The following is an 18,435-nucleotide window of genomic DNA, read 5'->3' as shown; positions in this document are numbered from 1 at the left end:
GGCCTACCGCGATCCCGCCGCCACCGGCTGCGGCCCCGCCTCGATGACGATGTCCAGCAGGCCGCGCGAGGCCTGGAGATCGTCGATCGCCCGGCTGATCCGCTCCCGCTCCTCGCGCAGCCCCGCGACCAGGTCCGCGCAGACCGGCACCAGCCGCTCACCCTCCTCGCGGACACACGGCAGCACCTTCGCGATGGTGTCCGTGGTGAGTCCGGCGGCGAGCAGGGTGCGGATCCGGCGGACCGTCTCGACGTCCTGCTCCGCGTAGACGCGGTACCCGCTGGGCAGGCGCTCCGGCGTCAGCAGGCCCTGCTCCTCGTAGTAGCGCAGCAGCCGCTCGCCGACCCCCGTGCGCCGCACCATCTCACCGATCCGCATGGCGGCCTCCCCGACTTGACTCTCACACCGATGTCAGACTTTAGCGTGAGCTCCGATGCGGGACCACGACGGTCGCCGCCCGGCCGTGACCCGGCCTGGAACATGAGGAGTTGTCGCCATGCGTGCTGTTCGGATCGATGCCCACGGCGGGCCCGAGGCGCTCACCGTACGGGAGATCGCCGACCCTGAGCTGGAGCCGGGGGCGACGGCCGACGCGCATGCGGAGTCGGACGCCGAGTCGGGGCCGGGCGCCGGTGAGGTGCTGGTGCGGACCGTCGCGAGCAGTCTGAACCCGGTGGACTGGAAGACCCGGGCCTGGGACGTGGGCCCCGCCCTGCCGGCGACGCTGGGCTGGGACCTGGCCGGGATCGTCGTGGCGAGTTCGGCACCGGAGTTCGCGGTCGGCGACCGGGTGATCGCGATGTCCGCGCAGCTCGCCACCGGCCTGGGCACCTGGGCCGAACTGGTCCGCCTGCCGGTACGGCTGCTCGCCCACGCTCCCAAGACGCTCACCCTCGCCGAGGCCGCGACGCTGCCGCTCGCCGGGACCACGGCGGTGCAGGCCCTCGCGGCGCTGCGCCCGGAGAGCCGCACCCGGCTCCTGGTCACCGGGGCCGCGGGCGCGGTGGGCGGCCTGGCGGTCCAACTGGCCCGGCAGGCGGGCGTGTCGGTCGACGGGCTGGTCTCCCGGCCCGAACACGCCGAAGTCGTGCGGGAGTTCGGCGCCTCGAACGTGACGCACTCCGTAGCGGAGCTTCCCCAGGGGGCGTACGACGCGGTACTGGACACCGCGGGCGTCGATGTCACCCCGGCGCTCGCCGACGGCGGGTCGTACCTCTCGGTCTCCGACGCGCCGCTGCCGGACGTGCCGGGCGCCGCGAAGAGTTATGTCCAGGAGAGCGGCAAGGACCTGGCGGAACTGGTGGGCCTGGTCGACGCGGGGCGGCTGAAGGTGCGGGTGGCCGCGCACTATCCCCTGTCGGAGGTGCGCGCGGCCCATGAGCGGTTCGAGGCGGGCGGTCTGTCGGGCAAGGTCGTGCTGCTGTTCTGAGCCCGGCCGGTGGCCGGAACCGGGTGGGCGGCGCGGGGCGGTCGTGACAGGATCTGCCGCCATGGAATTCTCCGAGGTGATCCGCCGCAGGCGCATGGTCAGGCACTACTCCGACAAGCCGCTGGCGCCCGAGGCGGTCGAGCGGATCCTGGCCTCCGCCCTGCGCGCCCCCTCGGCCGGCTTCTCCCAGGGCTGGGCCTTCCTCGCCCTGACCGATCCAGCGGACCGCGCCCGTTTCTGGCCCTTCGTCCCCGTCCGGGTGGAGAAGACACCGACGATGCAGGACGCTCCGCTGGTCGTGGTGCCGCTGGCCCACAAGGAGGCGTACCTGGATCGCTACGCCCAGCCCGGCAAGGGCTGGGCGGACCGCTCCGAGGCCCGCTGGCCCGCGCCCTACTGGTACATCGACACCGGCATGGCCTCCCTGCTGATGCTGCTGAGCGCCGTCGACGAGGGCCTGGGCGCCTGCTTCTTCGGCATCATGCCCGAACACATCCAGCCGTTCCGCGAGGAGTTCGGCATCCCCGACGAGTACGACCCCGTCGGCGCCCTCACCATCGGCTACCGCGCCACCGACCTGCCCCCGCAGAGCCCCGGCGTCGAAGCGCAGCGCCGGAACGCGGAGGAGGTCATCCACCGAGGGAACTGGGGGCGGCACGACTGAGCCCACTCCCTTCGCGAACGGGGGCGCACAAACGCACGAACGCACGAACCAGGAACCGGGCCCCTGTCGCACATGTCTTTCGCACCATGACTTCTCACCCCGCCCCGGCATCCACAGTGGCCGTGGATTCGCCGAAGGTCAATGACTACACCGGCTTCGCCGAGGCGTACGCGGCCGACAACGAGACCAACCTCCTCAACGCCCACTACGAGCGGCCCGCGATGCTGGATCTCGCCGGGGACGTGGCCGGGCGGCGGATCCTGGACGCCGGCTGCGGCGCCGGGCCCCTGTCCGCGGCGCTGCGGAACCGTGGCGCCCTGGTGAGCGGGTTCGACGCGAGCGCCGGGATGGTGGAGCTGGCCAGGCGACGGCTCGGCGACGACGCGGACCTCCGGGTGGCCGACCTGGGCAGCCCCCTTCCCTACGCCGACGACATGTTCGACGACGTCATGGCGTCCCTCGTGCTGCACTATCTGAAGGACTGGGCACCGCCGCTGTCCGAACTGCGCCGCGTGCTCAAGCCCGGCGGGCGGCTGATCGCCTCCGTGGAGCATCCCTTCGCGATGAACCTGATGCACCGGCAGGCCGGCCGCGAGGCCGAGTACAACTACTTCGACACCACCAACTGGACCGACGAGTGGACCATGGGCGGCCGTACCGCCCTGATGAGCCGCTGGCACCGGCCGCTGCACGCGATGACCGACGCCTTCACCGCGGCGGGTTTCCGGATCACGGTCATCAGCGAGCCGGCCCCCGATCCCGCCGCCCGTGAACTCTTCCCCGAAGCGCTCGCGGCCGCGCCACGCTTCCTGTGCTTCCTGTTCTTCGTCCTGGAATCCGACCGGGCCGTCCCCGGCGACTGACGCACCTCACGCCAGGGTGACGTGCATGCCGCCGTCGGCCAGGGCTTCGAGGACCGCGGCGAACAGGTCGTAGGGATCGCCATCCGGGGTCAGGGCCCGGGACAGGTGCGCCCGCGCGGTGGCCGCGTGCCGCCAGAGCAGGGTCGCGGGGGCGGTGTGGCCGAAGGCACCGCGCAGGCAGTCTTCCAGGGCGGCGACGCAGCCGCCGAAGTAGCCGCCGGGACCGTTCACCGCCTCGCCGAGCGCCAGATGGAGGCCCGGCCCGTCGGTGACGTACCGGCCGTCGAGTTCGTAGGCGTGACCGGCCGCCCGGTCACGGTGGGTGCGTCGGCAGCCCCGCTCCCGGACGAGGTCGAGCCAGGCCCCGCGCTGTCCGGTGCAGAGGCCGGTCCAGGCGCCCGGGGCGTCCGGCGGTCCGGTGAACCACCGCTCCCAGACGGGCCGCGCGTACTCCGGGACGGGCGTGCAGAGGCTTCCGTCGAGCTCCAGGTCGATCAGCTCCGTCCCGTCCCGGACGGGCGCCAGGCGAGGGCCTTGCCGTGGAGCAGGCGTTCGGTGAGCGGGTTTCCCTGGTCGTCGCGTATCTCGAGCGCGGCCTCCCCCAGGTCCAGAGCCCGCCGGGTGCCCTTCGACAGCGCAGCCCGCAGCCGTTCCGCCGGGGCGAGTCCGCGCAGAACGAGCCGGGGCGCCGACGGCTCGGCGGCCGGCAGGGCGCGGGTGAACTCCCGGCAGGAGCCCAGCAGTCGGCGCCCGTCGTGCACCCGGACGCGCCCCCCGGTGTCCCTCGGGCGGACCCTCGTAGTCGTCCAGGCCGGTGAGTACGAGGCCGTCCGTTCCGGGGGAGCGGACCAGGTCCGGGCTCTCCGCGTCCTCCAGCAGCCAGGGGCCGAGCGCCTCGTCGTCCGGCACCAGCCACACCCGGTCGCCGACCCGGCCGCGCACCCGGGCTCGCGGCACCCAGCCGGACAACTCGTAGGTCCCGCGCCCGGCATCCCCGAACAACCCCGCCACCTCGGCGCAGACGCCCCAGGCGCCCCCGTCCCCCGTGTCGGTCAGCGTGTACCGCGTTCTCCCGCGACGATCCTCGTGCACCCGGGAACGATGCCGCGGCCGCATCCCCGACCGCGAGCCGACCACCGCCTTTTCGGGCAACTGTTCTGCCCTCGCGTACCTGGCCCCTGTCGCCGTGGGCCTGTATCCAAAGGAGCGGAGCCTAGCGAAGGAGCCCCCTATGCACGCCCGTGACAACGCCGAGGCGGCCGAGCGCACCGGCACCCGCAAGCCGTCCGCTCCGGCCGTCACGACACGGCAGGCTCCGGGCGCGCTGGCGCCGCTCCAGCGCAGCGTCGGCAACGCGGCCGTCGTCCAGATGCTGCGCCGGAGCCAAGACGCGGGCGGACACGGCGCGCAGGAGGAGGCGGCGGTCCAACGGTCCGCCGTACACGGGGTGTTGCGCGCTCCCGGACGTCCACTCGCGGAGCCGGTGCGCCAGGAGATGGAGGCGCGCTTCGGCGCGGACTTCTCCGATGTGCGCGTCCATGACGACGCCGCCGCACAGTCCTCCGCCGCGGGCCTCGGTGCCCGCGCGTACACCTCCGGCAGCCATGTGGTGATCGGACCCGGTGGCGCCGACCGGCACACGCTCGCCCATGAGCTGACCCATGTCGTCCAGCAGCGGCAGGGCCCGGTCGCGGGCACCCCGACCGCCGACGGGCTGCGGGTCAGCGATCCCGCCGACCGCTTCGAGCGGGCCGCCGAGGCCAACGCCCACCGGGTGCTCGCCGGGCCCGTACCCGCCGCTCGGCGGGAGCAGGAGGAGGCCGCGGGCAGGTCGGCGGCGGGGGCCGAGGGGTCCGTGCAGCGGTTCACGGACCAGGACGTGGACGACATGGGTGAGCTGCGTGTCTCGGTCAACGGGGCTTTCGCCATCTCGGACGGCGCCGACCATATATGGGTACGGGCCGACGCCCTCGGCGCGATCGCCCCGGCCCTCCAGCCGGACAACCAGCAGCATCAGTTCCTGGGGGCCACCTACCACCGCTACTCGCTGGGCGGTGATGTGCTGAACCAGTGCCTGCATGTGGCCGAGGAGATCATCAACAACCGGGTCAACCAGCTGCCGCACGGCCAGTACGCCAGCACGATCGACACCCACAGCAACAGGCACGGCGACCGGACCGAGTTCTTCGGCCAGCCCAGCGACGGGACCAACCGCCGTATGGCCAGGGAGTTCACCGGCGCACGCGACGAAGCGGCGAACCCCCAGGTGGGCCAGGCGTTCGTGATCGTCGCGCTGAAGCCGGGGGCCCGGGAGATGAGCCAGTTCCACGCCGCCGCGGTGGTCGCGAGGGACGGTGACGACTGCGTCACCCTGGAGGCGTTCGCGGGTGCCGAGGAGCAACTGGAGCCCGCCGCCGCCCGGATGTACACCGTCAACGGTGGAGGGGAATCGTTCCACGGCTACTGGACCGGCGAGGAGATGTATTACCACGGGGTCAGCGCCACCACGGTGATCATCAACCCCAACCCCGATCTGTGACCGGACCGGCGGCGAGCGGGGCCCGCCGGGCGCGGAGGTAGGTCCGCTCAGGCGCGGAGCCGGAATCCCAGATAGGTCCAGGAGACCCCCGCCCGTCCGTGCGGGTCCTCGCGGCGGGCCTCATGGATGACGTCGAGGCCGTGTGCGCGGGCGAGGGCGACGGTCTCCTCGGCGGAGACCGGGAACATCCGGCGCCCCGCAGGTACCGGGCCGTGCCGCAGCGAGAGGACCACCCGGCCGCCGCGGCCGAGCAGCCCGGCCAGGGTGGCCATGCCCGCGGCGCGCTGCTCCTCGTCGAGGTGCATCCAGACCGCGGTGAGCAGGACCAGGTCGAAGCGGGCGGCCCGCGCGGTGAGCCGAGGGAGCCCGGGAAGCGCGTCGTCGATCCACTCGATCTCCTGCTCGGCGTGCAGGCGCCTGCCGAGGGCACGCAGTCGCGCGGTGGGCTCGGCCGCGACCACCCGGTGCCCCCGGGCCGCCAGCGCCGCCGCGTCACGCCCGCTGCCCGCTCCGACGTCCAGCACGGAACCCGGCCGGGCGGGGAACAGATGGAGCACCTCCCGGTGCACCTCGGCGAAGCTCACGCTCTCGTACTGCCGCGCGAGCGCCTCGGCCGCCTCCCCGTACCCGGCATTGCTCGCCATGCCCCGCAACTGGCCGCCGGTCGTCTCACCGCTCATGGCGCGGAGCCTATGGCACGGCGCAAACCCGTGAATCCCGCCATCGCGGAATGTGCACGTCCAGCGCCGGCCGGCCGCTTGCGTGAGGTCGTCCGCCGCGCCGAACCGGAACCTGTCCCTGTGCCGCCTGCCTCTTGGTGCCCTTGCCCGGTGCCCGAGACAGGGACAGGAGGGGGAATGCCGATGAGCGCGGTGAGCGCCGCCAAGCCGACGTATCCCGGCGTCTACGTCGAAGAGCTTCCCAGCAGCACCCGCACCATCTCGACCCTGACCACGTCGGTGACCGCGTTCGTCGGCCACACCCGGCGCGGTCCGCTCAACGAGCCGGTGCGCGTCACCAGCCGCGGAGTTCGAGCGCCGCTTCGGCGGCCTCAGCGCACGCGGCGCGGTCGGCTACGCGGTCCACCAGTTCTTCGGCAACGGCGGCACCGTCGCCGTCGTCGTCCGCGCCGCCAGGGCGGGCAGCGGAAAGGCCGCCCGCGTCACCCTCAAGTCCACCGAGGGACACAGCGATTGCGACGTCCTGGAGGTGCACGCCAAGGAGCCCGGCCTGTGGGGCGACGGCCTGCGCGTGGCCGTCGACCAGGACACGCCCCACCCCGACGACACCTTCAACCTGCGTGTCCACGACGCCCGGGGCGAGGCCCGCGAGAGCTTCACCGGCCTGTCCATGGACGCCGCCAGCGGCCGCTACGCCCCCACCGTCGTCAACGCCGGCTCCCGGCTGATCCGCGTCGACGCCGTCGGCGAGGGCCGCCCCGACCCCACCGGCACCGTCTCCAAGCCGTTCGGCCACCGGCTGCCCGACCTCACCGCCGACCTCACCGTCAAGATCGGCGACGTGGAGCGCGAGTTCACCCTCTACGACCCCGACACCGACGGCGAAGCACCGCACTCCGTGGCCGAGTTGGCGCTGCTGCTGGAACGCAAGCTGCGCGCCCTGCCCGACGCCCTCGGCAAGCACGCCTTCGCCTGGTCACCGGCGAGGGCAGCACCGCCGACCTGCGCTACGCCTTCGGCCCGCTCGCGACGCAGATCCCCGCGGCCGACCGGGCGGCCCTGGACGCCGAGGCGCAAGCGGCCCGCGAGGAGGAGGCCGCCGAGGCCGCCCCCGCCGACGGCCGCTCCCAGACCACGGCGGCGGCGGAGTCCGCCGCGGAAGGAGACGAGTGATGGCACAGCCGATGAGCGGGCCCAAGCTGCTGGAGATCCTGCGGGCCGAGGGTCTGACCGTCCGCGAGGTGCGCGACTGGCGCCACCACAACCGCAACACCAAGGGCCCCTGGGGTCCGGTGAGCGGCGTGATGATCCACCACACCGTCACCTCCGGCACCGACAACTCCGTGGACATCTGCTACAACGGCTACTCCGGACTGCCCGGCCCCCTGTGCCACGGCGTCATCGACAAGGAGGGCCACGTCCACCTCGTCGGCAACGGCCGCGCCAATCACGCGGGCCTCGGCGACAGCGATGTGCTGCGCGCGGTCGTCGCCGAGACGGCGCTGCCGCACGACAACGAGGCCGATGTCGACCGCAACCGGCACTTCTACGGCTTCGAGTGCGTCAACCTCGGTGACGGCAAGGACCCTTGGCCCGAGGCGCAGAAGGAGGCCGTCGAGAAGGTGTCCGCCGCGATCTGCCGTCATCACGGCTGGTCGGAGCGGTCCGTCATCGGGCACAAGGAATGGCAGCCCGGCAAGCAGGATCCGCGCGGCTTCACCATGGACGGCATGCGGGGGCGCATCGCCGGCCGGCTGGCCGGGAAGGCCGGCGGCAAGGACCCTGGCGATCCCAAGCCCGGCCCCAAGCCCAAGTACGCGCCCTTCCCCGGCAGCAACTTCTTCCACATGGGGCAGAAGTCGCCCCTGATCACCCGGATGGGCCGCCGTCTCGTCGCCGAGGGCTGCGCCCACTACGACAAGGGCCCGAGCCCCGAGTGGACCGAGGCCGACCGCAGATCCTATGCCGCCTGGCAGCAGAAGCCCGGCTTCCGGGGGAAGGACGCGGACGGCGTTCCGGGGAAGGCCAGTTGGGAGAAGCTGAAGGTGCCGTCGGACGGATGACGGGGCGGCGACAGGGGCGCGCCGACGTCATCCCGGCCCGAACAACGTCGCCGCGTTGTGGTGGCAGACGGCCCGCAGCCACTCCGCTCCGAGGTCCAGCCGCTCCAGGGCGTGGAGTTGATGGAGGTAGGGGTAGGGGATGTTGGGGAAGTCGGAGCCGAGGAGGACGCGGTCGCCGAGGTCCGCGAGCCGGGGGAGGGCCCGGCTGGGGAACGGCATCAGCGCCTCGGTGAAGTCGGTGAACGCCATCGTCGTGTCCAGCCGTATCTCCCGGTAGCGCTCGGCGAGTTCGAGGAAGTCCTCGTACTCGGGCATCCCCAGGTGCGCGACGATCAGCCGCAGCCCCGGGTGCCGCGCCAGCACCCGCGCGATCGGTTCGGGTCCGGTGTGCTTGCCGGGCGCGGGTCCCGACCCGCAGTGGATCACCACGGGGACCCGGGCCTCGGCCAGCACTCCCCAGGCCGGTTGCAGCAGCTCGTCGGCGGGGTCGTACGCCCCCACCTGCACATGCGCCTTGAACACCCGCGCGCCCGCCTCGACCGCCTCGCGGACGTACGTCTCGACGCCCGGCTCGGGGAACAGGGTGGCGGTGTGCAGGCAGTCGGGGGTCCGCCGGGCGAAGTCGGCCGCCCAGCCGTTGAGCCACCGGGCCATGCCGGGCTTGTGCGGGTAGAGCATGGCGGTGAAGGCACGGACGCCGAACCGCCGCAGTACCGCCGCGCGTTCCGCCTCCTGCTGCCGGTAGTTGATCGGCCAGGCGAGCCCGCCGGTCAGCGGGCCCTGTGCGTCGAAGTACTCCCAGACCTTGTTCAGGACGCGCTCGGGCATGAAGTGCGTATGGACGTCGATCAGACCGGGAAGCCCGAGCCGGCCCCAGAAGCGGCGGACCTCGGCGGCCTCCTCCTCGAAGCGGCTCGCGGAGGTGGCTTCGACGAGGTCGGCGGGGGCCGGTCGGTGATCGTTCATGGCGCCCACGATCGTCCCGCGCCGCCGGTCACGTCAATCCACGCCGCCGGTCACGTCGATCCACGTCCCTCGTCACGCCGATCGGGTCCGTCCGGCGGCGCGAGTACGGCCCGTAGCGCCTGCCGGAACTTGGCGGCCGTACTCGCGTCGAGCGGGGCGAGGAACTCGTCCTCCGCCGCGAGGTACGCCGCGTCGGCCTTCCGGTAGAGCGCGAGCCCGGGCCCGGTCAGCTCGATGGCGTTGCGCCGGCGGTCGGCCGGGTCGGGCTTGCGGGTGACGATCCCCTTGGCCTCGAAGCCGTCGATCAGGGCGACCATCGTGGTGCGGTCGACGCCGAGCTTCGCCGCGACCGCCTGCTGCGACATCGGCTCACGCCCGACGAGCACACGCAGCACGCCGAAGTCCTTGCTGTCGATGCCGAGCGGGGCGAGCGCGGCGTCGGTCAGCGCCGTCAGCCGCAGGTGAGCGTGCTTGACGAGGTACCCGAGCGCATCGTGCGGCTCCCTGGCATGCGGGGCGGGGGTTGGCATACCCCCCATCCTATCTCTAGGCTGATAATCAGTAGCACTGACAATCAGCCGAGCCGACGGAAGAGACCGTGATGATTCTTGTGACAGGCGGAGCCGGCTTCATCGGCTCGCACACCGTGCGCGCGCTCCACGAGGCGGGAGAGCAATGCGTGCTCCTCCAGCGCCGCACCCCCGCCCTGCCACCGCGGCTGGCCGACGTGCCCGCGGCGATGGCGCAGGGCGACATAGCCGACCTGGAGAGCCTGCGCGTGGTGGGCAGCCGGTACGCGATCACCGGGATCGTCCATCTCGCCATCACACCGCCGTGGGCGGCGGGCGAGGAGGACGCGATCGGGGCCGCGGGGCGCGCGCTCGACGGCTTCCTCAACATCGTGCGGGTCGCGAAGGAATGGGGCGTACGGCGTGTCGTCGTCGCCAGCACCATCGGCGTCTACGGGGGCGTGGCCGTCGGCGGTGCGCTCGGCGAGGACCTGCCGTTGCCGATGACGCACTTCCACGCCATCCCGACCCTGAAGAAGATCACCGAACTGCTGGCCGGGCAGCTCGCGGCCGAGTCCGGCATCGAGATCGTCGCCGCGCGCATCTCCGGCACCTGGGGTCCGGGCGGCCACCTGCCCGATCCCTTCTTCCCGGCCCCGTCCCTCGTCCACGCCGCCGCGCATCGCACCACCCCCGACTTCTCCGGCCTCGCGCACCAGCCGTACGCCGAGGACTCCCTCGACCTCTGTTACGTCAAGGACACCGGCCGCGCCCTCGCCCTCCTCCAGCTCACACCGGAGCTGCGCCACACCACGTACAACGTCGGCTCGGGCCGTGCGACGAGCAGCGCCGAGGTGATCGCCGCGATCGCCGCCACCGAGCCCGGCTTCCACACCGCACTGCCCTCCCGCGACACCACGACACCGCGCCAGTGGCTCGACACCACCCGACTGCGCGAGGACACCGGCTTCACCCCGGAGTACGACACCGCCGCGGCCGCCGCCGACTACCTCGCGTGGCTGCGCGCGGGCAACGAACGATAGGGCCGGTGCGGCGCGGCCTTTGTGACAGCGCCGCGTACGGTCGTCAGCCGGCGCGCGGGGTGAGGACCGTACGGTCGAACGGGCCGCCGTGCGCGGCCGCGTACGCGACGGCGTCGTTCACGGCGTCGAGCGGGAAGGTCCGGATCCGGTCGGGGGCGAGGTCGAGCGTCCCGGACGCGATGAGCCGGATCAGGCCGACGTTCGCCGTGCGCGGGCACGACCACTGGCCGCGCACGGTGACCGAGTTGCGCATGAGCCAGGGGTAGGGGAGGGCGAGGTCCGCGCCGCCGAGCATGCCGACGCCGCCCATGAGGACGACCCGGCCGTACTCACGGACGGTCATGGCCGCCGTCCGCGTCACCGAACTGGGCGCGGAGGGCGGGAGCAGGTCGATCACCACGTCGATCGGGCCCCGGGCGGCCGCGGACATGGCGGCGCGGTCCGTGTCCTCGTCGCCGCTCAGTTCGACCGGCCGCACCCGCCGGCCGAACCGGTCCGCGAGGAGGCCGAGCGCGGCGCGATCGCGGCCCGGTGCGATCACGCGGCCCGCCCCCATGGCGAGCGCCATGGCGACCGCGGCGCTGCCGAGATTGCCGGTGGACCCGCTGACGAGCACCGTCTCCCCGGCTTCGAGGCCCGCCGCCAGCAGCCCTCCGTAGGGGATGGCGTAGACGACGAGGCAGGACCAGCGAGCCGGGTCGTCCAGCGCCTCGGGCGGCAGGGGATGGACGTTCTCCGTGGGCACCCGCATGAATTCGGCGAACGCCCCGTCGGGCAGATGGCGGGCGAGCCGGGCACCGCCCTCGCCCCGGGAACTCAGGCCCTGAAGCATGATGTCGGGAGTCAGCGCGTCATCGCGGGAACGCACCGTCGGATCGCACCACACCAGGTCACCGACGCGCAGCCGGGTGGCGTCCGGGCCGACCCGCACGACGCGTCCCACGCCACCGGGACCCGGCACCACCGGGGGTTCGAGCGGATAGTTGCGCCGGCCGCCGAAGACCTCCCCGGTGTACGGCAGGACACACGTGGCCAGGACCTCGACCACGACCTCGCCGCCGTCGGCCCGGGGCTCGGGCACCGATCGCACGCTCAGCGGGGCACCGAACCCGGTCAGAACTGCTGCTCGCATCTGCGGCCTCCTTGATCGCCTGATGTGAGGCTAGGGACGTACAGGGCATGCGCCAAGCGACGATCTCGCACATCTGGTATGCGTAGTGCGCATGGACTTCTCCAGCACGGCTCTACGGGTTCTGCGGCAGGTCGCCGACTCGGGGAGCTTCACCGCGGCCGCCGCCCAGCTCGGCTACACCCAGTCGGCGATCTCCCGCCAGGCGGCGACCCTCGAACGGAGCGCGGGCGCCGTCCTGTTCGAGCGCCGCTTCGACGGGGTGCAGCTCACTCCCGCCGGACTGACCCTGCTGCGGCACGCCCGGACGATCCTGGACTCCGTCGCGGCGGCCGAGCAGGAGCTGACCGGTTCCGCCGCGCCGACGGCACCGGTGCGCGTGGGGATGTTCCCCAGCGCGGGCGCGGTTATCCTCCCCGGTGTGCTCACCCGGCTCGCGTCGGCCGCCCCGCACCTCACCGTCACGACCCGCGAGGGCAGCACGCCCGCCCTGCTCCGGGCCCTGCGCGCGGGCTCGATCGACATCGCCGTACTGACGTCCCGCCCACCGCACCGCCCCTCGGACGGCGAGTCGCCCCGGCTGCACATCGAGCCGGTCGAGGACACCGAACTGCTGCTGGGGGCCCCGACGACCGGTCTGTTCTCCGGCCGTACCGAGGTGCACATCGACGAACTCGTGGACGCTCCCTGGATCGCGGCGCCGTCCACGAGCACCGAACCCCTGCTCGGCGTCTGGCCCGGACTGCCCGGACGGCCGCGGATCGTACACACCACACGGGACTGGCTGACGAAACTCCGGCTGGTCGCGGGCGGTTTCGGCGTGACGACGATCCCGTCCCGGATGTCCACGGTACTGCCGCCCGGTGTGAGCCTGCTGCGCGTGGCAGGAGTACCGGCCGAGGTCCGCCGTATCCTCACGGCCCGGCTCCCCGGCCGACCGGGCCCGGGGATCACCGACGTCCTGCGCGCCATCACCTCGGCGGCCTGATCCAGGCCGGCGCTCTGGAGAGAACTCCGGTCACGACAGCGCCGGTTGGGTCCTCCCTGGCACGGACGGACACGGGCGAGCGGTCACCCGGGGTCGTGACCGGCCCGCATACCCGCCGGCGCGCAGACGAGCAGGGCGGCGACGAGGGCGGCCAGTGGCGCGGTCCATGAGCCGGTGGCGGCGTGCAGCGCGGCGGCGAGGACGGGACCGGTGGCGGCGAGGAGGAACCCGCAGGTCTGGGCCATGGTGGACAGGGCGGCCACCTGGTCGTGATCGCTGCCCCGATGGGCGTAGAGCACCCCGGGCAGCGCCTGTCCGGCACCGAGCCCGGCGCCGAGCACGGCCACCCACACCATCGAGGTGGCACCCGGCGCGAGCAGCAGCCCGGTCAGACCGGCGACGCAGACCAGGACGGTGCCCAGGATGTGCGGACGCTGATCGGCGCGTCGCGCGGCGAGCACCGGCGCGACGAAACCGCCCACGGCGATGCCGCAGATGAGCAGGGCCTGACCGGAACCGGCGGCGCTCCTGCCGAGCCCGGCCTGGACGAGGATCGAAGGCAGCCAGGCGAGCGTGGTGTAGAAGACGAGCGTCTGGATGCCGAAGAAGGCGGTCAGACTCCAGGCCACGGCGGTACGGGCCACCCTCGGGAGCCCGCCCCGCTCGGTGCGGGCGGCCGGTGCGGGGCGCGGCGGGCGATGACGCAGCTGGGGCGTCATGCCGACCGCGGCGAGGACGGCGGGGACGACGGCCAGGCCGACGGCCGGTCGCCAGCCTCCGGTGGCCTGGGCGACGGGGACCACCAGAGCCGCGACGAGTGCCGAGCCGACGCCCATCGAGAGGGCGTACACGCCCATCATCGTGCCGACCCGCCCGCGCGGGAACCGCTTGCGGACCAGGACCGGGATGAGCACGTTCACGACGGCCGTGGCCGCGCCGACCACCACGGTGCCCGCGATCAGTCCGGGCAGGCCGAGCATGCGCAGCACATCGCCGACCACCAGGACCGCACCGGCCCAGCACAGCGCCCGCTCCTCGCCGGACCGCCGCGCCACGGCCGCCAGCGGGGCGAAGACCCCCATGCACAGCGGCGGCAGCAGACCCAGCAGGGAGACCAGGGCGGGGCTGAAGCCCGCGAGCGGCGCCAGCGACCCGATCTGCCCGAAGGCGACCCGCGTGTTCAGGCTCATCAGCACGAAGCCGACGACGAGCAGCGCCCCGGCACCCCCGGCGCGCGGTGCGGCGCGGTCACGAGGCGTGGAGGCGGTCGCCGTCGGCGGCGCTGAGGGAGACATGGCAGGCCCTCCGGAGTTCGGGAGTTAGGGTTGCCCCCAACCTGCACGCTCAAGTCCACTTGAGTGCAAGCTCCCGGAGGTCCCGATGGCGCGGCTGTACTCGATCACCGAGGCCGCCCGCGCCTTCGGCGTCTCGGTGCCGACGCTGCGCTACTACGAGGAGTGCGGACTGATCCGGCCCACCGCGCGGCGCGGCCGGGTGCGCCAGTACGACCGTGCGGCCCTGGAGCGCCTCGCCTACGCCCAGCTGTGGCACGACGACGGCATGATGCCCCTCGCCGACACCGCCGCCGTCATGACCAGCCGTGACGCCCCCGAGCGCCATGCCCTCATCGCCGCCCGGCACGACGCCGTGCGGGAGCGGATCGACCGGCTGGCCCGCGCCGCCGCCGTACTGCGACACATGCTCCAGTGCCCGGCCGACCATCCCCTGGACTGTCCCGTCACCGGCGCCTACATCCGCTCCCGCGTCGACGCGGCCCTCGCCGGTGACGAGCCTCCCGAGCCGGCCTTTCCCGACGTACCGGAGGAGCCCTCGGGCAGCTGAGGGCCGTCCGTGTCCGGGTCGGCGCGGCCCCCGGCACCTTGCTCTGCGCGCCGCCGGACCGAGGCCATGGTCAGCCCGCTTCTCCCGAGCCCAGCCGGATGCGGCACAGCCACCACGCGTTCAGGGCGCCGAACGTGTCGAAGGGATCGATGCCGGTGACATCGGTGAAGCGCTGCACCCGGTTGCGCACCGTGTTGGGGTGGACGAACAGGCGCTCGGCGGCCGAGGTCACGTCGCGGCCGGCCTCCAGCCAGGCGCGCACGGCGAGCGCGACCGGTTCCGCCTGCGCCCCGAGAGCGGCCCACGCCGTTCCATGACGATCCGTCAGCACGGCGGCCAGGTCGGCCCGTTCGGCCAGCGCGGCGAGTACGGCGACATCGGCGACGTGCGTCACCCCGCTCCGCCCGGTCGACTCGGCGGCGGTCAGGGCGGCGAGGGCCAGCCGCCGGGCGCTGCCCAGTTCCTCCGGCTCGGCCGGACCGGCCAGCCCCGCGACGCTGCCGGTCCTGGCGGCGCGTGCCGTGGGCGCCTGCGCGAGCACACCGACCAAGAGGCCGTCGAGATGCCCGGTGAGTGCCTGGGACCGCTCGCGCAGCGCGTGCTCCAGGGCGCCGCCGTCCGGCCGGGCGACCAGCACCCACAGGCCATCGGCGACGGGCAGCCCGGCCTCCGCGGCGGCCAGCGCGGCCGCCGAACCGCCTTCGAGCAGGCGCCGCAGGATCGTCAGATCCCGGTCCTCGGCTCCCGTGGCCCGCCCGGTGCCGGCGGCGCGGTGGGCCTGGATCAGCCGGGCCCGCACCGCCTCGGCCCAGTCGTCGTAGAGTTCGCGCACATCGAGCAGCAGGTGCGCCTCTATCCCGGCGGCGGCCGCGGCCTCCCGGGCACGGGACCAGATCGCGCGCTCGGCGACATGGATGGCGCCGAGCACCGCCTCGATGGGCACGCCCTGCCGTGCGCGGGTGTGCCCGAGCTCCGCCACGAAGGACAGCTCCGTCTCGGTGGGGCCCCGCCGGGCGGCCAGCGCCCGGGTCGCCGCGGCGAGCAGCGCGCGGGTGTGCCCGGCGATGTCGGCGGGCGCGAGCCCTGCGACCTCCCGGACCGTCGTACGGACCCCCGAGACCACGGACGGCAGCAGATCGTCCTCGCCGACGACCCGTTCCATCAGGTCGACCACACTGTCCCAGTCCGCGTATCGCATGCCCGGCATCCTCGCCCCGGTTGTGGCACGGCACAAGACAACGGCCGGATCGGGTGGCGCATGACATGTTCGGCGAGGTGAACGGCCCTTACGGTTGGGCCCAGCCACAACACGGCGGCCGACGGCGGCCCGAGTCGACCGCATCCGCGTGGGGCCTCGGCGGCACCTACGCCGGGCTCCGGCGGTACCCACGCCGGGCTCCGGCGGTACCCACGCCGGGCTCCGGCGGTACCCGCGCACGGCATCAGCGGATCCCGCGCCGGGCCCCGGCGGATTCTGCGCCGGGCCTTTGCGGCACCCACCCCGTACCCCAGGAGAACCACCATGCCCCCATCCCGCCGCGTCGCCGTGATCGGCGCCGGTGCGGCCGGCCTCGCCGCCACCAAGGCCCTGCTCGATGCGGGCGTCGAGGTCGTCACCCACGAACAGGGCGACCGGCCCGGCGGGTTGTGGGCGCGGGACAACGCGAGCGGACTGTCCCCGGCCTACCCCTCCCTGCATCTCAACACCAGCAAGGGCCGCACCGAGTTCGCCGACTTCCCCATGCCGCGGCACTGGCCGGACTATCCGTCGGCCGACCTCGTGGCCGGTTATCTCGCCGACTACGCACGGGAGTTCGGCCTGACCGAGCACATCCGGTTCGGCGCGGCCGTCGCGTCCGTCGAGCGTGCCGCGGAGGGCTGGGCCGTGACGTCCGGATCCGGTGAGACGGACCGGTACGACGCGGTCGTGGTCGCCAACGGCCACAACTGGCACCCCCGTTGGCCCGACCCGGCGTACCCGGGGACCTTCGACGGCAGCCAGACGCACGCCCACGACTACCGCGGTCCCGAGGACTTCCGGGACCGGCGGGTGCTCGTCGTCGGCATGGGCAACTCCGCGATGGACATCGCCGTCGATGCCTCCTACGTCGCCCGCGGCCCGGTGCTGCTGTCGGCCCGCCACGGCGTGCACATCGTCCCCAAGTACCTCTTCGGACGGCCCTCCGACGCGACCGGCGGCGCCCTCGCGGTCCTGCCCTGGCGGCTGCGTCAGCGCGTCGCGGAGACGATGCTGCGGCTGGCCGTCGGCACCCCGCAGCGCTACGGCCTGCCCGCACCGGCGGGCGGCCTGTTCCAGAACCACCCCACCATCAGCGACACCGTCCTGCACCGCCTCACCCACGGCGAGATCGCCGCCCGACCCGGCATCGAACGGCTGGACGGGGACACCGTCGTCTTCACCGACGGCCGCACGGAAGCGGTCGACATCATCGTGTGGGCCACCGGCTACCGCGTCCACATCCCCTTCCTGAGCCCCCGCTGGGCGGGCGAGGACCCCGAGCGACTCCCGCTGTATCAACGGGTCTTTCACCTCGACGATCCGAGTCTCGCGTTCGTCGGACTCATGCAGTCCACGGGCGCGGCACTGCCCGTGGTGGAGGCCCAGGCCAAGCTGGCCGCCGCCTGCTTCTCCGGCGGCTACGCCCTGCCCTCGCCCGAGACGCAACGACGCACCGTGGACCGGACCTTGCGCGCCGCGACCGCCCGCTGGGGCGACCGGCGCCCGTACCTGCGCATCGACTTCGACCAGTATCTCGCCGACATAGCACGGGAGATCGCGGCCGGACGCGCCCGACTGCGGCGCGGCGCCCGCCCGTTCACCGCCCCGGCCCGCGAAGGGAGCCCCGCGTGAAGACCGCATCCGCCCGACGCGGAGGACCGCGCGCCGCCGACGGCCTCCGCGTCCTGGTCACCGGCGCCTCCGGCACCTTCGGCCGGGCCATCTGCGCCCGCCTGACCGAACTCGGCGCCCATGTCGTCGGATTGGACCTCGCGCCCCGCCCGGACGACCCGGTCGAGGTGCTCGCCTGCGACATCACCGACGACACCGGCACCGCGAGCGCCGTCGCCGCCGCGATCGACCGGCTCGGCGGCCTCGACCTCCTCGTCAACAACGCGGGCATCGGCGGCCCCGCCCCGGCCGAGCTCCCGCCCGGGGACGAGGTGCGGCGCCAGCTCGACATCAATCTGCTCGGCGCCTGGCGGGTGACCGCCGCGAGCGTCGCCGCCCTGGTGGCGTCCCGCGGCCGGATCGTCATGGTCTCCTCACGCATGGCCGCCATGCAGCTGCCCCTGGCCGCCGCGTACGGCGCCTCCAAGCGCGCGCTGGTCGCCTACGCCGACGCGCTGCGCCTGGAACTCGGCACCCATGTGGGCGTGACCTGCGTCTACCCGTCGGCGGTGCGCAGCCCCATCCACGACTCCACCGCCGCGGCCGGGCTCTCCCTGGAGGGCATGAGCAGCTACGAGCCGCTGGCGGGCGTGGTCGACACCGTGCTCCGCGCCGCCCTGGGCCGCCGGGTGCGCCGTGACCTGGCCACCACCCGCCGCGGCGCCGTCGAGTTCTTCCTGGCCCGCCATCTGCCCGCCCTCACCGACCGGATCGTCGCCCGCACCCTCGCCGCCCGCGCCCGCTCCGGCGCCTTCGAGGGAGCCGAACTGGCCGCAGGTGTCGTCAGCCGCCACCGGGAGACACCATGA

The 18,435-nt window shown here is 73.6% G+C and carries 17 protein-coding genes and 2 pseudogenes; 11 read left to right on the top strand and 8 right to left on the bottom strand.

What is annotated here, in order from left to right:
• Positions 1–3: 3 nt before the first annotated feature.
• Positions 4–378 (bottom strand): MerR family transcriptional regulator, encoded by a 375-nt coding sequence (locus tag AB0N90_RS22120; RefSeq protein WP_361683523.1) that lies wholly within the window; start codon positions 376–378, stop codon positions 4–6.
• Between the two features lie 118 nt (positions 379–496).
• Here AB0N90_RS22120 and AB0N90_RS22115 point away from each other — a divergent pair, with 118 nt between their 5' ends.
• From AB0N90_RS22115 to AB0N90_RS22105, 3 genes are all read left to right on the top strand, one after another.
• Complete coding sequence (locus tag AB0N90_RS22115; protein ID WP_365199075.1) at positions 497–1,429, top strand: NADP-dependent oxidoreductase; 933 nt, start codon at positions 497–499, stop codon at positions 1,427–1,429.
• Between the two features lie 61 nt (positions 1,430–1,490).
• Positions 1,491–2,093, top strand: coding sequence for a nitroreductase family protein (locus tag AB0N90_RS22110; RefSeq protein WP_365199072.1), 603 nt, complete (start codon positions 1,491–1,493; stop codon positions 2,091–2,093).
• Between the two features lie 86 nt (positions 2,094–2,179).
• Complete coding sequence (locus tag AB0N90_RS22105) at positions 2,180–2,956, top strand: class I SAM-dependent methyltransferase (RefSeq protein WP_365199069.1); 777 nt, start codon at positions 2,180–2,182, stop codon at positions 2,954–2,956.
• A 6-nt stretch (positions 2,957–2,962) separates the two neighbouring features.
• Here AB0N90_RS22105 and AB0N90_RS22100 read toward each other — a convergent pair.
• Positions 2,963–4,072: pseudogene (locus AB0N90_RS22100) on the bottom strand (hypothetical protein).
• A gap of 115 nt (positions 4,073–4,187) precedes the next feature.
• Between AB0N90_RS22100 and AB0N90_RS22095 the strand changes: the two are divergent.
• Positions 4,188–5,495, top strand: a complete 1,308-nt coding sequence (locus tag AB0N90_RS22095) for a DUF4157 domain-containing protein (protein ID WP_365199066.1) — start codon at positions 4,188–4,190, stop codon at positions 5,493–5,495.
• Between the two features lie 47 nt (positions 5,496–5,542).
• Here AB0N90_RS22095 and AB0N90_RS22090 read toward each other — a convergent pair whose 3' ends face one another.
• The gene (locus AB0N90_RS22090; RefSeq protein ID WP_365199064.1) at positions 5,543–6,175 is read right to left on the bottom strand and encodes a class I SAM-dependent methyltransferase; all 633 of its coding nucleotides are present in this window, start codon (positions 6,173–6,175) and stop codon (positions 5,543–5,545) included.
• Positions 6,176–6,352: 177 nt separating this feature from the next.
• On the opposite strand from AB0N90_RS22090, the pseudogene AB0N90_RS22085 reads away from it, so the two are divergent.
• A pseudogene (locus AB0N90_RS22085) lies at positions 6,353–7,148 on the top strand (phage tail protein); the annotation flags it as partial.
• 199 nt (positions 7,149–7,347) lie between these two features.
• A complete protein-coding gene (locus tag AB0N90_RS22080; protein WP_365199061.1) occupies positions 7,348–8,238 on the top strand; it encodes a peptidoglycan-binding protein in 891 nt (296 codons plus the stop codon).
• Between the two features lie 27 nt (positions 8,239–8,265).
• Here AB0N90_RS22080 and AB0N90_RS22075 read toward each other — a convergent pair whose 3' ends face one another.
• Together AB0N90_RS22075 and AB0N90_RS22070 are read right to left on the bottom strand one after the other, a co-directional pair.
• Entirely contained in the window at positions 8,266–9,204 is a 939-nt protein-coding gene (locus AB0N90_RS22075; RefSeq protein WP_365199058.1) for an amidohydrolase family protein, read from the bottom strand.
• Positions 9,205–9,254: 50 nt separating this feature from the next.
• On the bottom strand, positions 9,255–9,734 hold the full coding sequence (locus AB0N90_RS22070) for a MarR family transcriptional regulator (protein WP_365199055.1): 480 nt from the start codon (positions 9,732–9,734) through the stop codon (positions 9,255–9,257).
• Positions 9,735–9,805: 71 nt separating this feature from the next.
• Between AB0N90_RS22070 and AB0N90_RS22065 the strand changes: the two genes are divergently transcribed.
• On the top strand, positions 9,806–10,756 hold the full coding sequence (locus tag AB0N90_RS22065; protein ID WP_365199052.1) for an NAD(P)-dependent oxidoreductase: 951 nt from the start codon (positions 9,806–9,808) through the stop codon (positions 10,754–10,756).
• 43 nt (positions 10,757–10,799) lie between these two features.
• Here AB0N90_RS22065 and AB0N90_RS22060 read toward each other — a convergent pair whose 3' ends face one another.
• The gene (locus AB0N90_RS22060; protein ID WP_365199050.1) at positions 10,800–11,888 is read right to left on the bottom strand and encodes an alcohol dehydrogenase catalytic domain-containing protein; all 1,089 of its coding nucleotides are present in this window, start codon (positions 11,886–11,888) and stop codon (positions 10,800–10,802) included.
• A 91-nt stretch (positions 11,889–11,979) separates the two neighbouring features.
• On the opposite strand from AB0N90_RS22060, the gene AB0N90_RS22055 reads away from it, so the two are divergent.
• Positions 11,980–12,873: a LysR family transcriptional regulator gene (locus AB0N90_RS22055; protein ID WP_365199047.1), complete on the top strand. Its 894-nt coding sequence runs from the start codon at positions 11,980–11,982 to the stop codon at positions 12,871–12,873.
• 83 nt (positions 12,874–12,956) lie between these two features.
• On the opposite strand, the gene AB0N90_RS22050 is transcribed toward AB0N90_RS22055, so the two are convergent.
• Positions 12,957–14,168, bottom strand: coding sequence for an MFS transporter (locus tag AB0N90_RS22050; RefSeq protein ID WP_365199045.1), 1,212 nt, complete (start codon positions 14,166–14,168; stop codon positions 12,957–12,959).
• 85 nt (positions 14,169–14,253) lie between these two features.
• On the opposite strand from AB0N90_RS22050, the gene AB0N90_RS22045 reads away from it, so the two are divergent.
• The gene (locus AB0N90_RS22045) at positions 14,254–14,715 is read left to right on the top strand and encodes a MerR family transcriptional regulator (protein WP_365199043.1); all 462 of its coding nucleotides are present in this window, start codon (positions 14,254–14,256) and stop codon (positions 14,713–14,715) included.
• A 70-nt stretch (positions 14,716–14,785) separates the two neighbouring features.
• On the opposite strand, the gene AB0N90_RS22040 is transcribed toward AB0N90_RS22045, so the two are convergent.
• A complete protein-coding gene (locus tag AB0N90_RS22040) occupies positions 14,786–15,913 on the bottom strand; it encodes a helix-turn-helix domain-containing protein (RefSeq protein ID WP_365199040.1) in 1,128 nt (375 codons plus the stop codon).
• A 324-nt stretch (positions 15,914–16,237) separates the two neighbouring features.
• Here AB0N90_RS22040 and AB0N90_RS22035 point away from each other — a divergent pair, with 324 nt between their 5' ends.
• Positions 16,238–17,587 (top strand): NAD(P)-binding domain-containing protein, encoded by a 1,350-nt coding sequence (locus AB0N90_RS22035; protein ID WP_365199037.1) that lies wholly within the window; start codon positions 16,238–16,240, stop codon positions 17,585–17,587.
• Positions 17,584–18,435 (top strand): SDR family NAD(P)-dependent oxidoreductase, encoded by an 852-nt coding sequence (locus AB0N90_RS22030; RefSeq protein ID WP_365199034.1) that lies wholly within the window; start codon positions 17,584–17,586, stop codon positions 18,433–18,435. The genes AB0N90_RS22035 and AB0N90_RS22030 overlap by 4 nt, the downstream gene beginning before the upstream one ends.

The organism is Streptomyces sp. NPDC093018, from assembly GCF_040684035.1.
GTDB lineage: Bacteria > Actinomycetota > Actinomycetes > Streptomycetales > Streptomycetaceae > Streptomyces > Streptomyces murinus.
This window is presented reverse-complemented; position numbering and strand designations above follow the sequence as displayed.

What these genes read in the sequence shown, in the direction of transcription:
- AB0N90_RS22105 (WP_365199069.1), top strand. Translation starts at nt 2,180, where the DNA reads ATGACTTCTCACCCCGCCCCGGCATCCACAGTGGCCGTGGATTCGCCG.
- AB0N90_RS22050 (WP_365199045.1), bottom strand. Translation starts at nt 14,168, where the DNA reads ATGTCTCCCTCAGCGCCGCCGACGGCGACCGCCTCCACGCCTCGTGAC.
- AB0N90_RS22040 (WP_365199040.1), bottom strand. Translation starts at nt 15,913, where the DNA reads ATGCGATACGCGGACTGGGACAGTGTGGTCGACCTGATGGAACGGGTC.
- AB0N90_RS22035 (WP_365199037.1), top strand. Translation starts at nt 16,238, where the DNA reads ATGCCCCCATCCCGCCGCGTCGCCGTGATCGGCGCCGGTGCGGCCGGC.
- AB0N90_RS22120 (WP_361683523.1), bottom strand. Translation starts at nt 378, where the DNA reads ATGCGGATCGGTGAGATGGTGCGGCGCACGGGGGTCGGCGAGCGGCTG.
- AB0N90_RS22065 (WP_365199052.1), top strand. Translation starts at nt 9,806, where the DNA reads ATGATTCTTGTGACAGGCGGAGCCGGCTTCATCGGCTCGCACACCGTG.
- AB0N90_RS22070 (WP_365199055.1), bottom strand. Translation starts at nt 9,734, where the DNA reads ATGCCAACCCCCGCCCCGCATGCCAGGGAGCCGCACGATGCGCTCGGG.
- AB0N90_RS22090 (WP_365199064.1), bottom strand. Translation starts at nt 6,175, where the DNA reads ATGAGCGGTGAGACGACCGGCGGCCAGTTGCGGGGCATGGCGAGCAAT.
- AB0N90_RS22075 (WP_365199058.1), bottom strand. Translation starts at nt 9,204, where the DNA reads ATGAACGATCACCGACCGGCCCCCGCCGACCTCGTCGAAGCCACCTCC.
- AB0N90_RS22115 (WP_365199075.1), top strand. Translation starts at nt 497, where the DNA reads ATGCGTGCTGTTCGGATCGATGCCCACGGCGGGCCCGAGGCGCTCACC.
- AB0N90_RS22045 (WP_365199043.1), top strand. Translation starts at nt 14,254, where the DNA reads ATGGCGCGGCTGTACTCGATCACCGAGGCCGCCCGCGCCTTCGGCGTC.
- AB0N90_RS22055 (WP_365199047.1), top strand. Translation starts at nt 11,980, where the DNA reads ATGGACTTCTCCAGCACGGCTCTACGGGTTCTGCGGCAGGTCGCCGAC.
- AB0N90_RS22060 (WP_365199050.1), bottom strand. Translation starts at nt 11,888, where the DNA reads ATGCGAGCAGCAGTTCTGACCGGGTTCGGTGCCCCGCTGAGCGTGCGA.
- AB0N90_RS22110 (WP_365199072.1), top strand. Translation starts at nt 1,491, where the DNA reads ATGGAATTCTCCGAGGTGATCCGCCGCAGGCGCATGGTCAGGCACTAC.
- AB0N90_RS22080 (WP_365199061.1), top strand. Translation starts at nt 7,348, where the DNA reads ATGGCACAGCCGATGAGCGGGCCCAAGCTGCTGGAGATCCTGCGGGCC.
- AB0N90_RS22095 (WP_365199066.1), top strand. Translation starts at nt 4,188, where the DNA reads ATGCACGCCCGTGACAACGCCGAGGCGGCCGAGCGCACCGGCACCCGC.